At 57.2% G+C, this 21749-nt stretch carries 13 protein-coding genes and 1 pseudogene; 1 reads left to right on the top strand and 13 read right to left on the bottom strand.

The features are described 5' to 3' along the window. Positions 1-66 precede the first annotated feature (66 nt). Positions 67-213, bottom strand: coding sequence for a hypothetical protein (locus V2I30_RS13570; protein WP_330662709.1), 147 nt, complete (start codon positions 211-213; stop codon positions 67-69). 622 nt (positions 214-835) lie between these two features. On the opposite strand from V2I30_RS13570, the gene V2I30_RS13565 reads away from it, so the two are divergent. After that, complete coding sequence (locus tag V2I30_RS13565; protein ID WP_330662708.1) at positions 836-2854, top strand: site-specific integrase; 2019 nt, start codon at positions 836-838, stop codon at positions 2852-2854. Positions 2855-2879: 25 nt separating this feature from the next. Here the strand turns inward: V2I30_RS13565 and V2I30_RS13560 are convergent, their stop codons facing one another. The 12 genes and pseudogenes from V2I30_RS13560 to V2I30_RS13505 all read right to left on the bottom strand — a co-directional run bounded on the left by V2I30_RS13560 (position 2880) and on the right by V2I30_RS13505 (position 21645). Then, on the bottom strand, positions 2880-3587 hold the full coding sequence (locus V2I30_RS13560) for a hypothetical protein (RefSeq protein ID WP_330662707.1): 708 nt from the start codon (positions 3585-3587) through the stop codon (positions 2880-2882). A gap of 32 nt (positions 3588-3619) precedes the next feature. Continuing rightward, positions 3620-4921: a hypothetical protein gene (locus V2I30_RS13555; protein WP_330662706.1), complete on the bottom strand. Its 1302-nt coding sequence runs from the start codon at positions 4919-4921 to the stop codon at positions 3620-3622. A 143-nt stretch (positions 4922-5064) separates the two neighbouring features. Continuing rightward, positions 5065-8277 (bottom strand): type I restriction endonuclease subunit R, encoded by a 3213-nt coding sequence (locus tag V2I30_RS13550; protein WP_330662705.1) that lies wholly within the window; start codon positions 8275-8277, stop codon positions 5065-5067. Between the two features lie 3 nt (positions 8278-8280). Continuing rightward, a pseudogene (locus V2I30_RS13545) lies at positions 8281-10110 on the bottom strand (DUF262 domain-containing protein). Between the two features lie 31 nt (positions 10111-10141). Next, positions 10142-11629 (bottom strand): hypothetical protein, encoded by a 1488-nt coding sequence (locus V2I30_RS13540; RefSeq protein ID WP_330662704.1) that lies wholly within the window; start codon positions 11627-11629, stop codon positions 10142-10144. Between the two features lie 268 nt (positions 11630-11897). Further along, positions 11898-12290, bottom strand: a complete 393-nt coding sequence (locus V2I30_RS13535) for a hypothetical protein (RefSeq protein ID WP_330662703.1) — start codon at positions 12288-12290, stop codon at positions 11898-11900. Then, positions 12287-13606: a hypothetical protein gene (locus tag V2I30_RS13530; RefSeq protein ID WP_330662702.1), complete on the bottom strand. Its 1320-nt coding sequence runs from the start codon at positions 13604-13606 to the stop codon at positions 12287-12289. The genes V2I30_RS13535 and V2I30_RS13530 overlap by 4 nt, the downstream gene beginning before the upstream one ends. Beyond that, a complete protein-coding gene (locus V2I30_RS13525; RefSeq protein WP_330662701.1) occupies positions 13599-15152 on the bottom strand; it encodes a class I SAM-dependent DNA methyltransferase in 1554 nt (517 codons plus the stop codon). Before V2I30_RS13525 ends, V2I30_RS13530 begins: the two co-directional genes overlap by 8 nt. A gap of 162 nt (positions 15153-15314) precedes the next feature. Next, positions 15315-16070, bottom strand: coding sequence for a hypothetical protein (locus tag V2I30_RS13520; protein WP_330662700.1), 756 nt, complete (start codon positions 16068-16070; stop codon positions 15315-15317). Between the two features lie 700 nt (positions 16071-16770). Further along, entirely contained in the window at positions 16771-17298 is a 528-nt protein-coding gene (locus tag V2I30_RS13515) for a hypothetical protein (RefSeq protein WP_330662699.1), read from the bottom strand. Positions 17299-17365: 67 nt separating this feature from the next. Next, positions 17366-18157, bottom strand: a complete 792-nt coding sequence (locus V2I30_RS13510) for an exonuclease domain-containing protein (protein ID WP_330662698.1) — start codon at positions 18155-18157, stop codon at positions 17366-17368. Between the two features lie 275 nt (positions 18158-18432). Further along, the gene (locus V2I30_RS13505; RefSeq protein WP_330662697.1) at positions 18433-21645 is read right to left on the bottom strand and encodes a MobA/MobL family protein; all 3213 of its coding nucleotides are present in this window, start codon (positions 21643-21645) and stop codon (positions 18433-18435) included. Positions 21646-21749: the final 104 nt, after the last annotated feature.

Here is a 21749-nt window from a genome sequence, read left to right as displayed (position 1 = left end):
GAAAAGCCCGCCGGCGTCTGGTCAGACGCCGGCGGGCTTTTTCGATCGCGGTGAAACCCCCGCGTATTACATGCCGAACCAACGTTTGAGCAGGCCGGGCTCTTCCATCGGGCGGATCGGCCCGTATTTCATGCGGCGCGTGGTCGCATCGTTGAAAGGTTTGGGCCGCGACCAATTGTCTCGACCCGACGTACGAATAGGGGCAACAGTCATGTCCCTGATCTCCTTGGCAAACTTTATTTCAGATTTGTTTATAGAAATCGCCGGGGCGGCATTCGGTTCCCGCAGGTTTACGCAATGATGGGCGGAAAGGGGGCTCGATCGAGGGATTTGGCGGGCTTTCGCTCGGTATTGAATCCTCATCTCGCAGCAAGTGCGGGGTCCGGGCCGCGCAAAAGTATGCATCGCGCTGGCGACATGTGTTGCATTGAAATTGTGCAGCTTCTCCCATTCCCGCTCATCCTGAGGGGAGACTGAGCAGCCGAGGAAGCGGCGCATCGAAGGCTCGTCTCGAAGGACCCTTGGAGCGGTCCTTCGAGATGCGCTCGGCCTTCGGCTTCGACTGCTCCTCAGGATGAGCGGGTGGTGAAAGTGTGCGCGGGAAAGACGCTGCAGGCGTTGCAAGGACGACTGCCTGCCCGCAGGTGCCCCGCCGCATAGCGGAGGGAATAGCACCGAGGACGCTGGCCCGGATCGGCGAGCGAAAAACCAGATAATGGCAGGGGTGACAGGAACCCCTGCCGGAAATCGTCCAAGTATCTGAAAGGTCTCGTTTCCCATTCCAGCCCTGCCGTGGTTCGCCACGGCAGGGTGCCACGGAAGGGGACCACGATATATGTGTGGCATTCAGAACGTCACCCGCAAGCACGGCACGTATTACTACCGTAAACTCATACGTTTAGGGGCTGATAAGCCTTTCCGGCTACGTCTCTCGCTCAAGACAACCAGCCGGCGCCGGGCGGCCCTGCTCGCGCCCGCGCTGACCTTGATCTGCGAGAGGGTCGCAATGGGCATTGTAAGCAACATGGCGCGCGACGGCCTCAATGCCGCGCAGCGCGCCGAGATTTTCCGCCGCCAGATACTGGTCGAACGCGATCGGCTGGAAGCCATGCATGCCAGCCTTCACGTGCTGCCGCCCGATGATCACGATGATATCGGCAACGCGCTGACGCTCCGGCTGGGCGCAAGCGAGATGGCCGCGCAGGATGGCGCGATGCAGGGCAAGATCGAGGATTTTCTCGTGGCCCGCGTCGACCCCGACAATGACGATGAGGACATCGTGGTCCTCGCCTGGTCGGATCTCGCTGCCTCGATTGAGCACGAGGGAGCCGAACAGGCCGCGGTCGCGCGGCTGGCTGAGCTAGGCGTCGAGCAGTCGGCGCTACGTGAGGCCATGGCGCGCAAGGTGGTGAATGAGGCCCGCATCGTAGCGATACGCGAGTTCCGAGAAGTGTTGGCCAATCCTGGTTCAGCCTACGCGCCCGTCCCGCGAAGCGAATACGAGCCCGCTCCGCAGTATGTCGTTTCTCCGCCGGTCCCTTCCGCGCCTCCCCCTCCCCAGACCGCGGCGCCGGGCCCTTATGCAACCATGACGGCAACCGAAGCGCTGGAAAAATTCTTCGAGCACAACCCCAAGACCGGCGGCAAGGACGGGAACTCAAGACGGAAGAACGGGCAGGCTTGGAAAGCGAATACGCGCAAGCAGGCGCGAGCCTCCGCGCGTCTCTTAGAGCAGGTTATGGAAGGCCGGCCGCTTGCGCAGATTACGCACGATGATCTGGTGAACCTCAATAATTGCTTCGAAAACGTGCACGGTGCGACCTTCCTGCGATCGCCGAAGCAGCAGGAAATGACCATTTTCGAGATCGTTGATGAATATGCGGCTCTCATCGCCGAGAACGAGAAGCTTGCAGAGAAGGGCGAGAAGAAACCGGAGGGTGGCAATGACGGAGCCGCGGCACCGACGCGGTTGACCCGAAAAGACCTTGGCCTAGCGCTGTCGACGACCAATCGACATTTTGTCCTTCTGCGCCAGCTGACAAACTGGTTTTCGCGTCATCACCCGATCGCTGAGCTCGATTACGGCGCCTTTATCATGAAGAAGCGGGGTAATGCCCGTGACGAACGACCCCGCTATACCGAAGAGCAGGGGCGGATGATCTTCAGCCTGCCGCCGTGGACTGGAGCGTCCGCACCAAAGCGTCGAATGCATCCCGGAAGCACCATCATCCATGACTCTTGGTATTGGGTCCCGATGATTGACTGGTATACCGGGATGCGCCTCGACGAGATCAGCAGCCTTGAACTCGACGAAATCGAATTCGAGGCCGGGCATTGGCAAATCCAGATAAAGCCGAATTCACTTCGCGGGCTAAAGACGGACAGTTCCGAGCGCGTTAACCCAGTGGCAAGCGAATTGCTTCGGCTGGGCTTCGACAAATATGTGGAAGCGCTCCGCTCTGAAGGCGAATGGCTATTGTTTCCAGAACTGCTGCCAGAAAGCGGTATCGGGACCTTGGGATACGGCTTTTACAAGACGCGGTGGGTGCACCTCGCAACCAAACTCCCTTTTCTTACTAAGGGGCAAGCCAATCATTCCTTCCGGCATACCGTAATCGACGCGATGAAAGCCGGCCGCATTTCCGAAGAACTTCGTGCAGATTATGTCGGCCACAAGCAGACCTCCCAAACTGCGGGCAGATATTCAGGAGTGCATATGAATTTGTTGCGCGAAGCAGCTGAAGCCATCCCACAGGTTACCGAAGACCTCGACCCTCACCCTATTAATCTGCTGCCGAAACGGCTTCGGCAGCCGCGAAAAGCGCGCAAGAGGCGCTCAAGCTCGTCGGTCTAGAGCGATATGTAGGGATGCTCCTAGTTCACCAAGATCCGAACGCATCGCGTTCTGTATCAGTCATCGCATCCCCAATTGCTTCCGCGATATCATGCAATTCGTTTCGCTCTCGCGACGGAGGAGGCTGCTTCCGCCCAATGGGTTTGAAGAAGTTCTGAAGTTCATCAACTGGCCTATTCGCGCAGAGTGCGAATTTCTTCGTATACTCTAGCAAATCGATCTCGGATGCGTAGAAATTATGCCTAACAAGATTTCTCGAACCATCAGGAAAGCGTTGTAGTCGGTCTTGCAGGGAACCCTCAAAGGACGCATCGTAGATCTGAAAATCGATGCCATTACGACGAATTCCGATCGCTGCTCCTCTAGCGTCGAACGTCCTTACAAAGACACTTCGGTAGACGTGCGAACTCAAGCGAGTTCGAACCCAGCCGATCTTGGAAAGCTCAAATTCAAGCCCGTCTATTGTCTCGATAGTCCGAGGCGGCGTTTCCCGCTTTATCGAGTAGCTACCGACGCCGTCGGCCTGCCACTCTGAGCGTTTGCATATAATTGAGTTCTTGCACCGCCAATTCAAAAACTCGACACGATCGATCTCAGCGATTTTTAGCAGGCGGTCATGGCCGCCCATCCGAACGACAACTATTTCGCCCCCGCCAAAATCGGACCGGTCGCAATTGACAGGATATGTCTGACCACCTTTATTAAAACGCACAAATGCGATGCGATAAGACAAACTTTATCCTCAAATAATTTAGATTGCGATATTCAAAGTTGAGCAACAGTCGCGGCAGTTAGACGTTTTACACCACTAGATCCCACGCACTCTTGAAGCGACCGAAGGAAGTAGGGATGCAGGCGTTCGTCTTTCAGAAATGATCTCGCTCTTTCAAATAGTTCCCTGCGTTCGTTATGGATTTCGTTGACTTTTTCGCGGATGGCATCTTCAACCTCGCCTCGCGGGTGCTCCGGAGGGACGACCGTATCCGGATCAACATATTCGAAGATCGGCTCATCGGTTGGGGAGCGATGCTCATTCAAGATTGCGCTGAATTCTCGGACTCGCTCCAGGAATTTCTGTCTGTATGCATCATCTTGTTTGCTCAACATTAAGTCCGTCTGAAGCTCCTTTTCAGCGGACTTCATTGCATGCTCAATACTTAGTCTTTCGGTATATACAGCGCTCTCGAATGGTGCGATGGCCTCCATTAGCGCGAGCTTTTTGTCGATATATGTATTCCAACGCTCGACTATTCCGGCCGAGTTGAGGAAGTTGGAAATTAATGCAAGGCCGGTAGCAATATTGACCACCGGGATGCTTAAGAGGCCGGCGAGCAGCACAACGCGCGCCGAACTCTTGCCGGTTGTTTTGGCGACCATCCGTGCAAATTCATCTCTGGCTATCTCACCTTTCTTTAGACGCTCGTGCAATCGATAAACTACCACCGCGATCGAAAGAGCTGTAAGGCCAGGGACATAGTTCCAGATGGCGTCACCGTGCTCGGCAGACACGAGGCGGTCGATTAGCCGCTCGGTATCAATAGTGAGATCTTCATTTGTGATACCGGAGCTTTCCAGTCCCATTTGTTCAGCAAGCTCGGAAGTCACCAGAATTTCGCCATCGGGATGCTTCTCAAGCCATTCTCTCACGTAGGCTTCAGAATTGGTCGCCTTTAATTGTGTTACCCATTCCGCTCCGCTGGCACTGTCGGAAAATACGACGTCATATCCAGCATGGTTCGTTGCGGCGAATTGAGCGGCATAGATCGTGTCGCCATCAGCGTTTTCCATTTCCACGAAACGCATCTCGTGGAGCACGCCCTTGGTATTGCTGACGACCCCACTAATCTGAATATTGTCCATCTGTGAGAGCCAGCGACCGAGATCTTCGTTCGTATCCCCTGCGCTTGGATGAGCCCTGCGAAGCGCGGCTAGGACCGCCTCATCTTCTTCGTTGAGAGAAAAATCACTCTGAAGCGATACCTTGGAAGCCACTGCCAAGATGGCAGCGTCGACCAGCGGCACTCTGACTTCCCGGACTTTAATATCCGATTTGCGAGGTCCGGTCATTTGGGCTCCCGCATGATGGCGCTTTGAGTTGCAGTATCTGTCATTCCGGTCTGATTATCACTTCGTCAGCGAAATTCGTTTCGATTCAGTTGCCCAACACGAATTAAATTCATCAGTTATCAATCACTTCGCAGACCCAATAGCTACCAAGCTTCGGCAAGCAATTCAGCCTGCTGTATGACAGTTCGAACGGCAGCGTCCTGAAGGTCTGGCGGGTAGCCATACTTTCGCAGAATCCGCTTCACCAGAACTCGCATTCTCGCACGTGCGGCTTCGCGATGCGCCCAGTCTACGCTGACATTAGCCTTGAGGTTTTGGACGAGTTCAGCAGCGATGATCCTGAGGCTATCGTTCCCCATGATATCGACAGCGCTCTCATTGTCCGCCAGCGCTTCATAAAAGGCGATCTCTTCCTCGGATAAACCTCCCTCTTCGCCTCTCGCCATTTTTTCGCGTATCTCTTTCGCGAGTTCGATCAGCGTCTGCAGCACCTCGACGGTGCTGACTGCATTCGTGTGATAACGTGCGATGGCGGCCGTTAGACGCTCGGAGTATTTCCGGCTCTCGACAGCGTGGGTTTGCGACCTGGACCGGATCTTATCGGCCAGCAGCTTCTTTAGGGCTTCAACCGCCAGATTAGGCCGCTCGCTATCGCGCATTTCGGCCAGGAACTCATCGGACAGGATCGAGATGTCTGGCGAGGCCATACCCGCCGCCTGCAGGATATCGACGATCTCCGTCGAAACGACCGATCTGTCGAGTAATTGCTGAACCGCAAGTTCGCGGTCCTTTTTGGATTTGGTCGCCCCGCTACTTTTGACCAGAGCGGCCCGCACAGTCTGATAGAAGGCAATCTCGTCGCGGATGGCTTTGGCTTCATCGCTTGCGGACGCCAAGGCAAATGCCTTGCTTAGCGCTAGAACCGCATCCTGAAAACGACGGTGCGCGGCCTTCCTCGCTTCGTCGGTCGTTTCCTTCTGCGCCGCTTCTTGCTGACGAGCCAAAATCCACTCGAGCGCTTCAGCGAGACATTTTAATCGCTGGCTCGGTGTTCCATGCATTCCAGGCCCGCAATCGAAGCCATGGAACATGGCGCTGACGATTTCGAACCGCTCGAGCATGACCCGGATCGCCAGCTTCTCGTCGATTCCGGTCTTTTCTCGGTCAGAAGGGGAATAAATACCGAGCGCTGCTTTCAGGTTTTGCGCTATACCGATGTAGTCGACAACGAGCCCGGCTTCCTTATCGCGGAAAACGCGGTTCACCCGCGCGATTGCTTGCATCAGACCATGGCCGCGCATCGGTTTATCGATATACATCGTGTGCATCGACGGAGCATCGAAGCCCGTGAGCCACATATCGCGCACCAGCACGAGTTTGAGGGGGTCAGTCGGATCCTTGGCACGTTGAGCCAGCTCATCTCGGCGCGCTTTGCCGCCGATGTGCGGTTGCCATTCCTGCGGGTCTGAAGCGCTGCCGGTCATCACTACCTTCACTGCGCCTTGCGACACATCGTCGGAATGCCAATCCGGACGAAGGGCGACGATCTCATTGTAGAGCGCCACGCAGATGCGGCGGCTCATGCAAATGGCCATTGCCTTGCCGTCTAAAGCCTCAAGCCTTCGTTCGAGATGCTCGACCAGATCGATGGCGACGAGCTTCAACCGTGCCTTAGAGCCGACCAAACGCTCGACTGCGGCCCAGCGCGCCTTCAGCTTTTCCTGATCCGAGGCAACCTCGTCCTCAGTCAGTTCCTCCACTTCGGCATCGATAAGTGGCACCTGGTCTTCCGGCAGCTCGATGCGCGCCAATCGGCTTTCGTAATAGATCGGCACTGTAGCACCGTCTTCGACCGCACGGCTGATATCGTAGATATCGACATAGCCGCCGAACACCGCTGGCGTATTCACATCGTCCTTCTCAATCGGCGTCCCGGTAAACCCAATGAAAGATGCGTTTGGTAGCGCATCGCGAAGATACTTCGCGTGGCCATAAGCGCGTTTGCCAGTCTTGGTGTCGATGCGCGCGCGGAAACCGTATTGGGATCGGTGAGCTTCGTCTGCCATCACGATGATGTTGTGACGCTCGCTTACAGGTGCGAGTTCTTCCTCGCCCTCGGCCGCCGCGAACTTCTGGATCGTCGTGAAAATGACGCCGCCAGCCGCTCGGTCAAGCTGCGTGCGCAGATCATCGCGGCTATCGGCCTGAACCGGCTTCTGGCGGATGAGATCGCTGCACATAGAGAAGGTGCCGAACAGCTGATCGTCGAGGTCATTGCGGTCCGTGATGACGACAATAGTGGGATTTTCCAACGCAGGATCGCGAACGAGCAGACCCGCGTAGAACGCCATCAGCAAGCTCTTGCCCGAACCCTGCGTATGCCAGATGACCCCGATCTTCTTGTCTCCCGGCCCCTGCTCTGTCTGACTTGGCAGACCATAGTTGAGCGGAGTTTCGCGTAACGGGCCGTCGCCTCTAGCAGTCGCATAGGGCAAAGCACGAAGCGTTGCTGACAAGGCGTTCTGGGCAGCGAAGAACTGATGATACGCCGCGACAATTTTGACAATCCCCCTGCCGGTATCGCCAAACACTGTGAAGTCGCGCAGCAGTCGAAGCAGGTTGCCCCGGTCCAATACCCCTTTGATGAGAGTTTCGAGCTGGGGATCGCTTGTAGGCGCGATGGTTTCGCCATCGATTGAGCGCCAAGGCATAAACCGCTCTTCATTGGCAGTCAGAGAACCGGCCCGCGCCTTGATGCCGTCAGAGGTGACCAGGACAGCATTGGTTCGAAACAGCGAAGGTATTTGCGCCTTATAAGTCTGGAGCTGGTTGAAGGCGCCGGACAGGGTCGCGTTCTCATCGCCTGGGTTTTTCAGCTCGAGCACGCCGAGCGGCAAGCCGTTGACGAACAGCACCACATCTGGACGGCGATTGTGTCCCTGCTCGATAACCGTGAACTGGTTCACCGCAAGCCAGTCATTTTGATCGAGCCCGCCGATACCACCGAAATCGATCAGGCGAACCCGGTCTCCGCGCATATTGCCGTCGTCGTAGAATTCGACGGGCACGCCCTCGATCAGATATTGGTGAAGTCGCCGATTTTCTTCGATTAGCGAAGGCGTTTCGCTAGCCAATAGACGACGAATGGCCTCTTCGCGCGTGTCAGCCGGTATCGAAGGATTGAGGCGCGCCACTGCATCGCGGAGACGGTTGAGCAGAACCACATCTTGGTAGGCAGCGCGCAGAGGCTTCGGACCGTCCGGCGACACGTCAAGTCCGCGTGCAATCGTCCAGCCCAGATCACCGAGCCATTCGAGGGCCGCCTCCTCGACGTGGTCTTCAACGAACTTACTCACGAATTACTCTGCCGCTTCGTCTGTGGATTCCGCCTTCGCCGGCACCTCCCAAACTTCCATTGCCCGGTCAGCCATCCAGTTCTGCCGCCGTTCGATCGCTTCGACGTTCCATTCCGTTTCAGGTCGCAGGCGTTTGACGGTCTGGGTTATCTGATCATTCACCCCGTTGAGCTTGATGGTCCCCTGAGATCGAGCCAAAATGAATGACGAACTGTCATAATGCGGGAGCTTCTTAGAGTATGGCTTATTGCCCGCCGCCCGGTTGATCGCCTGCTCAACTCACAGCAGATTTCCAAGACGCTCAACGATGTCCTCGTCTTCGCCTATCTCGCCGAATTCTTCCGATGCAGCATCGGTGGGTGTTTGCGGGTAAATATGCTCGATATCGTTTCTCGTATCGAGAAAGTGACCGAGGTCTTCCAGCCCGTCGCTACCACGCGCTTCGATCTCGACGTGCTGCGTTATCTTGGCCAGCAAATACCTGAGGCGATACTGGCGCAAATCCCACGTGTGCATGGTAGCCATCCAGCGATGGAAATCGTCCCAGTGTCGACGCTTTTGCGACGAAATGTATTCGCTAATGAAATCATCAAGATCCTCTTGCGTCGATACAGTCTGAAGCTTTTTCGCGGCCTTAGCAATCTGCCGTTCGTAGTCCTTGGCAGGGACACCCGCGATCAGCCATACGCACAGCAGGTTTTCGATTTCGCGTGCCAGTCTCGCAAACATAGGCGAGCTCAGATGACGACCGGCCAAATAAAGGATGAAATGTTGCTTGATCGCACTGCCACCCAGTTTACGCGAGTTCGCGACAGCGCGAACATCTTTACCATCTGGTCCCTTTCCATCGAGGAAGTATGCATAAGCTGTCGCAGCAGCCTTGAGCTTGTCGGCGAAGCCTACCGGGTTATGCTCGTGCCCAGTTTCCTTGGCATGACTCGAGAGCCAGCCGTAAATCTCGTCTTCGCGAAGCTTCTCGTCGCTACTGTAATTGGCCATGATGAAATAGCGAAGGAAGCGTAGTGGCTTTTCGCCGGCATCGTAAAGGGTCTGGGTCAGATCCTTCCAAACGCTCTTGAGGGCATCGAACTGCGTCGCATCGGCATGCATGAACAGCAGGTTCTTGAGCAGATCCATCGCATCGAGCCCGACGCCGCGATCATTGATGGTCTCGAAGATTTTCAACGCGCGGCTTACATTTGGCGTTTCAATGCGGATCAGCTTCACTTTGTTGGTGAAATAACCATAGAACAGCCGAATCTTCTGTGGGTCATCGGAGAGTTCTGCAGTCAGGAATTCGCGCACCGCCTTATAGGCGTTCGCGAGATTGGTGATTGAACGCGTGCCTTCCGCTGGCGCATCGAAGCCTTCACCTTCGCCATATTTGGCCAAAATGCCTTGCGCGTCTTCATATTGCAGATCGAGGCGCATGCGGCCGACGGTGTCGCCCTTCCAGTCTGTCGATGCCACCGCGATTTGCGACGTCAGCGTGTCAGGGATGTCCGCGTCGAGATCTTCGAGCGCATCGCGGATCGCACAAAGGGTCACGAAGGACGTAGTCATGCGCTGCTGACCATCGATCAGATCGAACACGCCATCTTCGCCTTTGCACACTACGATCGTGCCAATGAAGTATTCAGGTGGCTCTTTGCCATCTGCAGCATCCAACTCCCGGTAAATATCGTCGAGGAACTTATCGACCTCGTCACCGCGCTCTCCCTTGCGGTCGGACTCGCCCCAGACATACTCGCGTTGATAATCAGGAACGCGATAAAAGTCCTTGAAGACATCCGAGATCTGAAGATCTTTCGAATCGATCGATTGTGTCGACACTAAATTTCCCCGTAAGACTTTACATGCGACCTTAGCTTGCAGCAGTTCTAATGTGCGCCGGCATATCCGACACGACTATTTGTCGATATTGCGCGTCGAACGTATAATAAATGCGCAAACACCGTTCAGGCTGGCGGGTATTTCCGCCATTCTTGAGATGCCAGTTGGCCGACAATCGTCGCCCCTGATAGTCAAAAGTGTATTCGTCCCCTCCACACGGGGCGTTTGTAATCCCATCGAAGACCGGAATGTTTGCGAGCGCCCCGCCACCATCGACAAACCGATTCCTAGCGTCCTCAGCAAGCCATCGGACACAGTTCGCAGCGACGGCCACATCTTGGAAAAGAGCCTTACGGAGGCCGCGCCGGGCGGAAGGTGCCAACGCTAGTTTGCCAGAGAAGATAGCATCACACCATTCGGCGAATTCGTCCCAGGTTGTAGGATCCGGCGCGGCGTCCAGCGCAGTTCCAGATTTCGAAAGAGCATCCTCTAGAGTTTCAATCCGCGCCCATGAGGCGTGTAATTGCCGTTCCGAAGCTTCGGCGCGGCTGCTCTCATCTTCCGATAATTGCCAGGCCTGATCGATTTGCGATTGCAGTTCTTCGGCCTCGTGAGTGAGCGCCTCGATTTGCGCTAAAGCGGCGGTCAGCCGTTCGCTATCACCCGCACCTTCACTAGTCCGAGCCTCCTTGGTCGCGCGCGTGGCCGCGCTACGCACGGCGGCGAACGAAAGGACATCGTGACCCAACCGCGTGCGGCGCAGACTATCACGCGCAATTCCGCGCCGGAGCTCTGACGCCACGCTCTTGGGATCACGGTCCACAACTTGACCGAGGATCAAGCGGTGATCACGTGGGTCATCGAGCAAACTGAGACCGGGCTCATAAAGACGGACGCCTCCGTGAAAAACAGAGAGCGATTTGCCGAGGGCGTCACTTAATCCGAAAGTGAGATCGGCAGGGACCCAGACGACGTGAGCAAGGCCGCACAATCTTGCAGCAAGGTCTTCCACATCGAGCCCTGAACGTTGAGAGCCGTCAACGCGCTCGTCTTCAGTAGCGACGATGACGGGTAGACGGCGCGCGCCAGAATGAAGCCACTTAACAAGTGTGTCGACATGCTCAGATTTCGAAGCGAAGTGTCCGTCGCCTCTTATTGGCACCTCACCGTCTCTCAACCCGCAACGATCGACTATCTGACGGACCAGTCCGGGGACCGCTGGTTCGATGGTCAATTCGGGTTCAGCGGAATTCACTACAAGGCGAACGCCAAGCTGGATATCGTCCGCCGGACTATTGCGCCCGAGGCTAACTTCGGTCGACCAGATCCGCCCAGGAACGGCCTTGTCCGGATCGTCTCCGCGCAGTGACCAGAGCACGCTATCGCCAGCAGTGACCAGCGCAGCCATCGTTGTTCGACCAGCTGCCAGCGCCTCAAAGGATTGCCCGTCCCAGGCTTCTTTCGGCAATTCGCCCGCTGCGCGTTTGCGTGCCCAGCGAAGCACTTCATCCCGTGCCACGTCCAAGAGGTCCTGTTCGTCGTGCGCCGGGATCGTCGCGACTATGCGGAGGATCTCACGCTCTCTTGCCATACCCGGTAGGTTTTGCCGGATTGGGGCCAAGGCTGCCGCCATCGGACCAAGCTGATCGACGACCGGGTTCTTCCGCTTTGTCACAGGACGACCTCTCTACTAGTGGGTGCATCGTTGATGCGACTTGCGCGAGCCGCCGGCAGCAGGCGCACGAAACAGGTCTTCAATTCACTCACGCGCACCCCCTGCTGCGTAATCAATCGTTTAGGAACTTGCTCAAATCGCGATCAATCGCAATCCCTTGCAATGATCTACGAACGGCCATTGCGATGTCGCCCCACTCTTCTGCGCCTTCGGCAAGCGCAATTTCCAGCAGCTGGCGTTCTGAGTGATTCAGCTGCTCAATGTGCCATGCTATCATCGGATCGACAGTTTGGTCGAATGCCGCTTCCAGCATCGGATGCGGACCTTCCTGCGCCTCGCGGCAATACTCGTCCCATACGGTTTTGAACCGGTAATCGTCCCCGAAAATGCCGCTTGCCGGCATACGCTGCATGGCGTGGATCACCTTGCGCGCGAGCGCCTGGATACGGGTGTCGGAGAAGCGCCACGCTGCTTTCCAGAGTGCCGAGTCCAGACGGTCGCTCATGCAGCGGAAAGCTCTTCATTCGCCACATCGCCGACGCGGATTTCGCCGGACATCAGCTTTGGCAGCAGCAGGTCGCGGGTCTGGGCAAGCGTGCGGTTTTCATCTTCGGCTTTCTCGGATCGCCTCAGCGCTGAAGAAACGAAATCATCAAATGCTTTGATTAGGCCCTCGGACGGAATCACAGCTTCGGAGATTTCAAAAGCGTCTTTCGGCAGCATATTAACGGTAGTGCCGTTCGAAAACCTTCGGATGCGTTCTCCAATGGGAGAAGATGAGAGAGCGTAATGCAGCCAGAGACGACTTAGGACAGACCCCTCCAGCGGAATTACCTTGTATAGGTGATGGCTGAAAATGCTCTCCCCTACCCAAGCCGGGACTAACGTCGAGAACCCTATTAACAGGTGATCGAAGCCTTGCTCTGTATTGGCTACCAGAACATCGCCAACTTCAACGCGATGTCTTGGTTTATAGTCCCCATCATAATGCTTGAGGCCATGCTGTTTGTATCCACCACCTTCGATGACCGAATTGAGGTTGTGAAGGGGCAGGCCTTCACCGGCTTCAACCAGACCACTGCCTTTATAACTTAATCCGCGTTCAACCCGGATATGTTGTTTTAGCGGTTGGCTTAGCCACCCCTCCGGCACGCCGTCATCGTCGAGGCGGTCGGGGAAGAGCGACCAGAGGTCCGGCGCGAGATAGGGGGTGTCGCCGGCCATCTTGGCCTTCACAGGGCCGAAGTCGACGAACCAGTCGTGGAACAGCGCCCGCGCCTGCGCCTCCAGAGTCTCGTTCATCCGCCGGTTCAGCTCGATCTTGTCGTCAAGGGCAGATAAAACAACGATTACCGCTTCCAGTTCGTCACGCGGCAGCAGTGGAATAGGCAGTAGCGCTAGATCACGAAGATTCACCGTGGTCTGCACGGTGGTATTGGCTCGCTGTCCTAGGAACGCTTGGGCCGGGCCGCTTCGAAGAACATAGCTCACCCATTTTGTCATTACCGGATCGGCAATAGGAACGACGCCTACGGCCCGTGCTACGTTCCACCCCGATAGCTTAGTCGGCGCGATTGCAACTTGGCCGACCGAGCCGACTAAGGTCACAAGCAACTCGCCACCGTGTAGTTTTGAACGGGGGTATTTTTGAGCGATCGTGGGGTCGATGCGAAGAACGTCATCCGTCGACAGCCCGTTTGCTCCAAAATTATTGACGCGAAGGATCGGAATTCCATCCGCATGCGCTGCGCCTGGCTGAACGATCCCGTAGCATATTTTTCTACCCGGTTCGACGAGGTCAGCGAGAGTAACTTCAGTCATGAAGGACAAGACCATTTAGCCGTGCGCGGATAGTTTCGGTCAGCCGCTCCCCCTCATCAAACTGCTCCTCCAGCGTCGTCTGCAGCGCCGCGAACCGCTCGGCAAACGGCAAACCATCGTCTTCGATATCTTCCGCACCGACGTATCGGCCCGGCGTCAGCACATAGCCGTGCTTCGCCACCTCTTCGTGGCTCGCCGAATAGGCGAAGCCCGGCACGTCCTTGTGGTCCTTGCCCTCACGCCAGTCGTGGTAGGTGTTGGTGATCCGCGCGATATCATCGTCCGAGAACTCGCGCCGGGTGCGGTCGACCATATGGCCGAGCTTGCGGGCATCGATGAACAGGATTTCGCCGCGCCGGTCGCGCAGCTTGGCATCGCCGACCAGCCCGTTCGACTTGTCCTTGGCAAGGAACCACAGGCACACCGGGATCTGGGTCGAATAGAACAGCTGGCCGGGCATCGCGATCATGCAGTCTATCACATCGCTCTCGACCATCGCCTGTCGGATCTCGCCCTCGCCGCTCTGCGTGGAGGACATGGACCCGTTGGCCAGCACCACGCCCGCCGTGCCGGTCGGGCCTAGATGGTGCAGGATGTGCTGCAGCCAGGCAAAGTTCGCATTACCGGCAGGCGGAATGCCAAACTTCCAGCGGCCATCCTCACGCAGGCGGTTGCCACCCCAGTCCGACACGTTGAACGGCGGATTCGCGAGCACGTAATCGGCGCGCAGATCCGGCAATTCGTCACGGTGAAAGCTGCCGTCGCTGTTCCAGCGGATATCGGCGTCGATCCCGCGCACCGCCAGGTTCATCATACAGAGCCGCCAGGTCGTATGGTTCGATTCCTGGCCATAGACGGCAATGTCGCCAATGCGCCCGCCGTGGTTCTCGACGAACTTCTCCGACTGCACGAACATGCCGCCCGATCCGCAGCAGGGGTCGTAAACGCGGCCATCATGCGGCTGCAGCATCTCGACCATGGTGCGCACAACCGAACGCGGCGTGTAGAATTCTCCCCCGCGCTTGCCTTCTGCACCGGCGAACTGGCCAAGGAAGTATTCGTAGACGCGGCCGAGCACATCGCGGCTCTGTCCCTCGTCGGATTTGAAGCCGATGCCGGAGATGAGGTCGATCAGCTCGCCCAGCATGACGTGGTTGAGCGCAGGGCGGGCGTAGTCCTTCGGTAGCACTCCTTTTAGCGAAGGGTTCACCTTCTCGATCTCGAGCATTGCCTCGTCGATCAGCTTGCCGATGCCGGGCTGCTTGGCGCTCGCCTGCAAATGTGCCCAGCGCGCGGCCTTCGGCACCCAGAACACGTTGTCGGCCCGGTATTCGTCCTCGTCCTCGACGCCGTCCGGATACTCTTTTTCGAGTTCGGCGCGCTTGGCCATGAAGCCATCGGAAATATGCTTGAGGAAGATCAGGCCGAGGACAACGTGCTTGTAATCGGACGGCTCCATATTGGCGCGGATCTTGTCCGCCGCCTTGAACAGTTCGGCCTCGAAACCGAGGTCGCCGCCTTTGGAACTGTCTGCTTTCTTTGCCATTCTCACCCCTCAAACCGTGCGGCCAAGCCAGCGATAGCAAGGCTGTGACGGTCTCGCTACGCTCAACTCCAGCAAATCAGGGCGTTTCTACTCTAAATCACCAATGAAAATCGAACAGCGGGGCGCAGTCCCAAAACTGTGCCCCTTTCTGAAAATGTGCGGCTAAGACGGGATCACCAATTCGCGGAACCCGTTCTCCAGCTCAATCGCATAGTCGGCCAGAAGCGGGACCAGCGCATGATCCGACCGCCGGCGCAGAAAGCCAGAGATCAGAGCAATCGCTGCAGGCTTGAAGCGCAAGCCGTCGTGTCCTTGTGCAATGAGCCACCCGACCATCGCGAGCGAGAGAAGTAGGCAATCGAGCTCGACGTGATCACGTAAGGACGCCCATTCTGCATCTCGCTTCGGCCGCGAGACGCTTGGCTTCGCAGCAACCAGTTCTTCCGGGATGTCGAGGCGCAGCAGCACTTGGCTCAAATGAGACCATGTGCGTCCGCCCCCCTTCAGAAGCAGTGCCAGATCCAAATGCGGGCGAGGGCCTTTGCGTCCGGGCTGATCAAGCAACTGTGGCGGCAGCGGCAATCCGTGCGCCATACTTGCAAGCACGAGCACGGGAATATCGGTCGCCAAGCCCCCGAACGTGAGCACCGGCGTATCGGCCCGGGCTCGCAGGTAATCGAAAAGCTGCGCGACCACTGCCTGTTCGTCACCCCACCCGTGCTCGGTCCAAGATGCCACTTCGCCCGTCGCGACGCGGCCCTCGGAGTCCACCGAGAACTCGAATACGGACGCGGCCATCACGCGCTTAACGGCCGTAGCCCGCCGGTTGGATTTCGGATCCATCGTCCTGTGAGCTTCATAGAGATGCTCGTCCCAATACATTTCGAGGTCCAAAGCGAGGTAAGTATTCGTTTTCATGTGCCTTTTCCTTTCAATCAGTGTTCGGCACTTTCAACTGCCTTCAGAAAGGGAGCGGGCGAGCCCGCTCCAGAACCCGCCAAGCTTCCCACGCGGCGTAGAGATGCGTCCGCTCGTCGCGATCGTGAAGAAATCCGATAGCTGTCAGCCAAACGGCCTGGGCTCTCTCGGCAGCTTCGCGCTTCGCCTGCAGAAGGTTCGGAGGTCGGTCGCTGACCATCAGGCCATGCTCTCGACCGAGCCGGGCGAGCGTGCTTTCGGACGCTCGGATAACATGACGCTGGAGCGGTGGCAGAACAGCCGTTCCTGGCAGTTCCTCGTAACGCGCGTTTCGGCGCCGCAGATATCGCTCTCGATGGTTGAGAGAGGACGTTCGGCATCCGAGCGCATAGGTGTGGCGGTGGAGCAGGCAGCGGACATGCGCTGCTGGTGCTCGCCAGTCGCCGTCCGGCTCGAAAGTGACGTGGGTCGATGCGAACCGAGCCTCATCGTCGCTCGTTCGCTCGACCGAGAATGTGGCAACGCAGACAATCAGTCTGGCGTAATCTTCAACTTCGGTTGCGCTGGCCATCCGCACAGTCGAAATTGCCAAAACGTGGTTTGGGTGTTCAAGCATGGGTGTCTCCCCCATGCGCCGCGGGCGGCATCTCCAGAGAGACACCGCCCGCAAGCGACTGGGTTTTCAGGATGGGTTTGTGGGTTACGCGGCCATGCTGTCAGGGCCGGTCTGGAAGATCACGACTTGCGGATCCCAGGTTGCATTCTCAGCGGTTTCACCCTCGAGCGCGGCTTCGTAACGCCGCTTGGCTGCTCTCAATGCCTTCGTCAGCTTCGCTGCCGGTGGTGCCTTCGTTTCGATCAGCTGAAAGCGGCGATCAATGGTAAAGCACCGCTTTCCATCGGTGGTGATCAGTTCCAGCGGCTTGGACTTGCTCCGCTCCACCATCTCGACCTTGAAGAGCTCTGCTCCGGCCGGGGTCCTATACACCAGGATGGTTTGATCCACCTCGCGTGCCGAAACGCATTCGTAACAATGCAGCAGGGTATCGCAGCGATCGAGGATCGCTTTCTTGGCGATGCCGACAAGGATCTCTTCATTCTGTGCATCCACTGCGGCAAAGTTCAATCCAGCTGTGAGAGGCGCTACGTGAGGGAAGCCCATGCACTTGCGCAGGGCGGCCATACGCTGCTTGCGATGCTGCACGCCGCGATCGTTTGTATTCGTCATTCTTCAAGTCCTTCGTTTGAGGTTGCGGCCGTATTCGGCCGGAGCATTTTCCTTTCCCGAATCCTGCTCACCCAATCCCCGCCCCAGCGGCGCGCGCCTTCGACTTGACCGGCTTCCAGCGCCAGTCCGCGCGATAGCGATCGAAGGCGCGCACCGGCACGATTGATGGTGCCTTACCGGTTAGATCGCGATACCAGGCCAGCTCTTCCTCATATTCGTCTTCACGCACGAGGAGGTGCGCAACCTTGTTGAGGCTGGAGTATCGATAGCCGCGCCGCCGAACGTCGTTCCAAAAGCGCCACGGCAGATTCGTGGCCTCGAAACGCCAGGTTTTGGCTCTCGCGCCGGCCAACGCGTGCGAGAGCACGGTCCTGCCATCCGCGACCTTGTGGGACAGCAGATTCACCAGTGTCTCGACATCATCTGTTGCCCGATGCGCCCTGTCGTTAAACAAGCCCGCCTGCGTGGCGAGGTATCCCTGATTCCGGCCATCGAAGCCCAATCGGCGCCACGGCACGTCCGCCATGGCGCAGATCCAGGCCATCGTGCCAGCTTCCGGCACCAGCTCCTCAAGATGCTGACGATCGAAAGCGGCATTGAAGCTGAGGCACGCATCGGCCTCGTCGATCCAGCTCGCAATTTTCGTGGGAGAGAGGCGCTGGCCTGCGACCATATCGTCTGTGATATTAGTAAGTTCGCTGATCTTACGCTCAATCGGCCGACCAGGGTCATTGAACGCGCCCATCGGACCTTCGATCGAGAGGATACGCCCATCGCGATCCACATCGATCATGGCACCAGCGAATTCCAAAATCTGATGGTATTGCGGATCGAAGCCTTCGGTCTCGAGATCGATCACGGCGATCTTGCAGTGTCTTTCGCCAGCAATGCTGGGCCACTGGGAAAGCGGGGTGATCCGGCGTAGGGTGCGCCTATCAACTGCCTGCCCGTCTGTTGAAGTTACCGGGTGCTGTGTATTCATTAATATGTCCTCGCTTTTGAGTAACGAGGACAGCCGAAGGCATTTTCCTTTCACCAGCTGTCCTCGTGGACAGCGGTTCCCTTCAGCTATGTGCACCTGGAGGTGCGAAATTTTCCTGATGCGGATATATGGGAGGTCGAATGGGTTTTGATTTAGAATCCGAACCCTTGATGTTGGGCCATCGCAGCCTGACGGTTTTGTTCGAGCTTCTGTTCCGCCTCGATAGCGAGCCCGTGCTCTTCCTTGTTTCGGATCTCCAGACCACGGGCAATGGCGGTCTTCAGGACTACGGTTCCGTCCCAGCGAGCCCAAAGCAGCGAAAGGCGCAGGTCAGCCTGACCATCCTTGATCGCTTCCTGAAGCTGCGAGGAATTCTTGTATGATGATCGAGCGAACAGTTGGGCGATTTCGCTCTGTTCATCCTGCTGCCTCTGAAACCACAACTGGAATTGCTCGCGGTGCCGATCCTTTTCCTGCGCAGCCTTCAACGTCTCTGAAATGTTGATCGACAAGAGACGAAACTTCCCATCACCAGCCATTACCATCGGAATTGGACGGGTTGCCATCCGCTCGAGATCGGCCGGCGACAAATCCGACTGAGTGACGACGGTGCGTTTTGCTGCGACCGCACTTTTCGTATCGATGGCCTTGGCCGCAGGCGCCGGGGCCCTCGCGACGTCGCCGGCAGGTTTCTGGTGCGATTCCTGAGTGCCGGAAATCGGTTGATTGGTTCTCCGATTTCCGGCTCCGGTGCGGGACGGCTCGGACGACGGCGGAAGATCCTGGGAATTCGAGGACGACCGGGTCTGCCTCGCGAGCGATGCAGCACGTGCATTGCGGCTCGCTGCCATCCATCTCTCGTCCTCCTCAAGCGCCGCTCTCTCGCGAGCGGCGCGTTGTTCTTCGGCGAGCGATCCGCCGGTGGATTTCGGTCTGAGGGCTGTCGCATCGGATATCGGGGGAAACTCACCCAGGCTCTTGGCGGGCGCTGGTGAGGCTGCTTCATTTGACGTTGTCGAACTGGGCAAATGGACCGATTGCGATTGCCGCGCACTTTTCGCTTCAGCCTCTGCACGTGCATCCATTCGCTCATTTTGCAGGGTCATCAGATCAGACCTATCAGACGCAGTCCGTGCCACGATTTGCCGTGGCAGCTTATGAGCTTCTGCATCGCGCTGATTGATCGTCGCCACGAGAGTCTTTCGGCCATTATCGCTCCCCATCGAGATCGCGAACGGTATGGAATGGGCCCTCAGCTTGTTTAACGCAGCCACAACCGACTGACCTTCAGGCGCTGACCCTGCCGGGGCCATACTCGTATTTTGCGACCGAGATTGGCGGGCATCGGTAGCTTCGCCTTGACGAACAGTAGCCACGCGAACATCCGAAGCGCGATTGTCGACCTCGGCGTCCCTCGGTTTCATCTGATTGGCGGGGACAGCTGTCTTTTTCGCTGGGGCCTCGGAATCCACCGCACGAATACGAGTGCGCAGGTTCTGCATTCCACTCGTGAGGGCGGGCCAGATGCGGTTGAAGCGCGACAGCATTTCGGCGGACTCCTTAGCCAGCCTCTCTGCGCTATAATCTTCCCGCTTGTTTCGCCGAAGCGAGGTCGCCGAAGGTTCGGGCTGGCTGTCCCAATTCGTTTCGCGCGTTGCGAACTTGTAGATGTATTCGGCGCGAGAACGAAGGCGGGCCCCCAACAGCTCAACATAACCGGCAATAAAGCCCGCGACGGTCGCCGGATCGCCATCCGGTTGGTCACCGCCGGGGAACTGCTTTCGCAGTTCGTTGACCTCATAATTCCACAGGCACTGCTCGTTCATCGCTCCTTCGAGCGTCGGTCGACCAGAACGTTCGAACCTCGTTTTCGCATTGCTCAAATGAACATCCGGTATTTTGTCGATGTTCCGCTCTTCGAAGCTGCGCGGATCAAACCGGTCAGGCAGGTTTTCGCGTTTCAGTTCGGCATTGATGATATCGGCGTATCGAGTGCGGAGGTGCCTGATCCATGCACCTTCCTCACGAAAGTCCGGGTGGATCTCCTGCACGAAGGGAAAGGCAGTCTTCTTTTTCCCACTGGGCGTGCGATATTCGTATTCGATCGCGCTGTCCCACATACCTGTCCACGAGGGGTCGGCATTGGCCAAGGCATCGCGCTTTAGGCAATACTGCTCGTAAGCCTTCTTGCCAGGATACCTCTCCTTACCATTGGCATCCACGATTTTTGTCGGCGGAAGGACTGGCTCGATTTCGTAGGATGCGGGATTGAACCGCAGCATTGGCCGGTGATGGTAATCTAGGTGGATATGCCAATTGCGAAAGTCGTTTTGCTCGTTTGGGCGGTGGACGACCAGCACGAAGGGCAGGTTGCGTTTAAGAAATTCCCGTGAAAGCAGTTTGATAATCCTCTCGATCGCGGCACGCGAGAGGCTACCGGGAAGCTCGAAAACAAGTCGCCGTTGAGCGATCGGCTGCTTTCCCCTGTTGAAGATTATGTCAGCGCGTTTCTTTTTACTGCTGCGGTCATGCCAGCCATGAGCCCTAAGAAACCTCTCGACCTGCTTCGATTTTCTGCCTTTGAAACAAACCCGCGAATTACCTGCCTCAAGGAACGCACGTAGGCATTCTGGAACATCCGGTTCCGCTTCGAGGTGCCGCCAGAACTCGGGATCGGTCGATTTGGCAAGATTGATGGTCAGATGCCGTTCGATGGGGTTCGGCACCTTCCTCTTCTCTGTAAGATCGATCAGACGCCATTGTTTGACAATACCGTCATCGCCCGGTCCCATCGAAGTGATAGCCAACAGATTCTTTCCATACTCTGCGGCAACGCCGGAACGTGACAGATAAAGGCCACGGTCCAAGTGTTGCCCGCCCAGTGTCGCTTCCACATAGGGGACCTTGCTTGCGTCCAAGGTATAGTGATGACGAGCCTTGAGCCGCGACGTCGAGGTTTTCGTAACCGGGTGGATGATGATCTCGCTCATATGAAATGAGCGCCCACCATCGGGCCCGCGCGGTCTCGATGGCCGCGAGGCAGGATACATCAGGTTCGTCTCCTGCGTGCGCGTGTTCCCGGCGTCCCATTCGCCAACCGCCTGCTTGCGCATCTTGCGATAGCGGTCCGGCCGCCCCGTGATATGCAGATCCTTGGTGAGTGGGTTCTTGAACAGGTTTGGTGCGCGTAGCACCGCTTCCGACATGTTGAGCCGGGCGATGAGTGCGGCGCTCGGTCCCTTCTTGCAAATTTCTGCTGCAGTGCCATCGTCGAGATTCCGGCCCTGCATCAACGCCGCTACGCATGCTTCCAGCTGCTTCAGCTGCGCGTGAGCTTGGGCGGTTGAGATGCGATCTTCCGACATGGATGAAATTGTCGGAAAATTGTCCGGTGGATGAAACCCGGAAAATGGCTATTTTTACTTGCGTATGCGGAAATGTTCTGCTGGAAATTTTGATGAACGGTGCG

The sequence above is a fragment of the Erythrobacter sp. genome (assembly GCF_036351135.1).
Classification (GTDB): Bacteria; Pseudomonadota; Alphaproteobacteria; order Sphingomonadales; family Sphingomonadaceae; genus Erythrobacter.
The sequence above is the reverse complement of the archived record's forward strand: the minus strand, read 5'-3'. Positions and strand labels throughout refer to the sequence as shown.

What these genes read in the sequence shown, in the direction of transcription:
- V2I30_RS13525 (WP_330662701.1), bottom strand. Translation starts at nt 15,152, where the DNA reads ATGGCAAAGAAAGCAGACAGTTCCAAAGGCGGCGACCTCGGTTTCGAG.
- V2I30_RS13520 (WP_330662700.1), bottom strand. Translation starts at nt 16,070, where the DNA reads ATGAAAACGAATACTTACCTCGCTTTGGACCTCGAAATGTATTGGGAC.
- V2I30_RS13505 (WP_330662697.1), bottom strand. Translation starts at nt 21,645, where the DNA reads ATGTCGGAAGATCGCATCTCAACCGCCCAAGCTCACGCGCAGCTGAAG.
- V2I30_RS13570 (WP_330662709.1), bottom strand. Translation starts at nt 213, where the DNA reads ATGACTGTTGCCCCTATTCGTACGTCGGGTCGAGACAATTGGTCGCGG.
- V2I30_RS13555 (WP_330662706.1), bottom strand. Translation starts at nt 4,921, where the DNA reads ATGACCGGACCTCGCAAATCGGATATTAAAGTCCGGGAAGTCAGAGTG.
- V2I30_RS13535 (WP_330662703.1), bottom strand. Translation starts at nt 12,290, where the DNA reads ATGAGCGACCGTCTGGACTCGGCACTCTGGAAAGCAGCGTGGCGCTTC.
- V2I30_RS13515 (WP_330662699.1), bottom strand. Translation starts at nt 17,298, where the DNA reads ATGACGAATACAAACGATCGCGGCGTGCAGCATCGCAAGCAGCGTATG.
- V2I30_RS13530 (WP_330662702.1), bottom strand. Translation starts at nt 13,606, where the DNA reads ATGACTGAAGTTACTCTCGCTGACCTCGTCGAACCGGGTAGAAAAATA.
- V2I30_RS13565 (WP_330662708.1), top strand. Translation starts at nt 836, where the DNA reads ATGTGTGGCATTCAGAACGTCACCCGCAAGCACGGCACGTATTACTAC.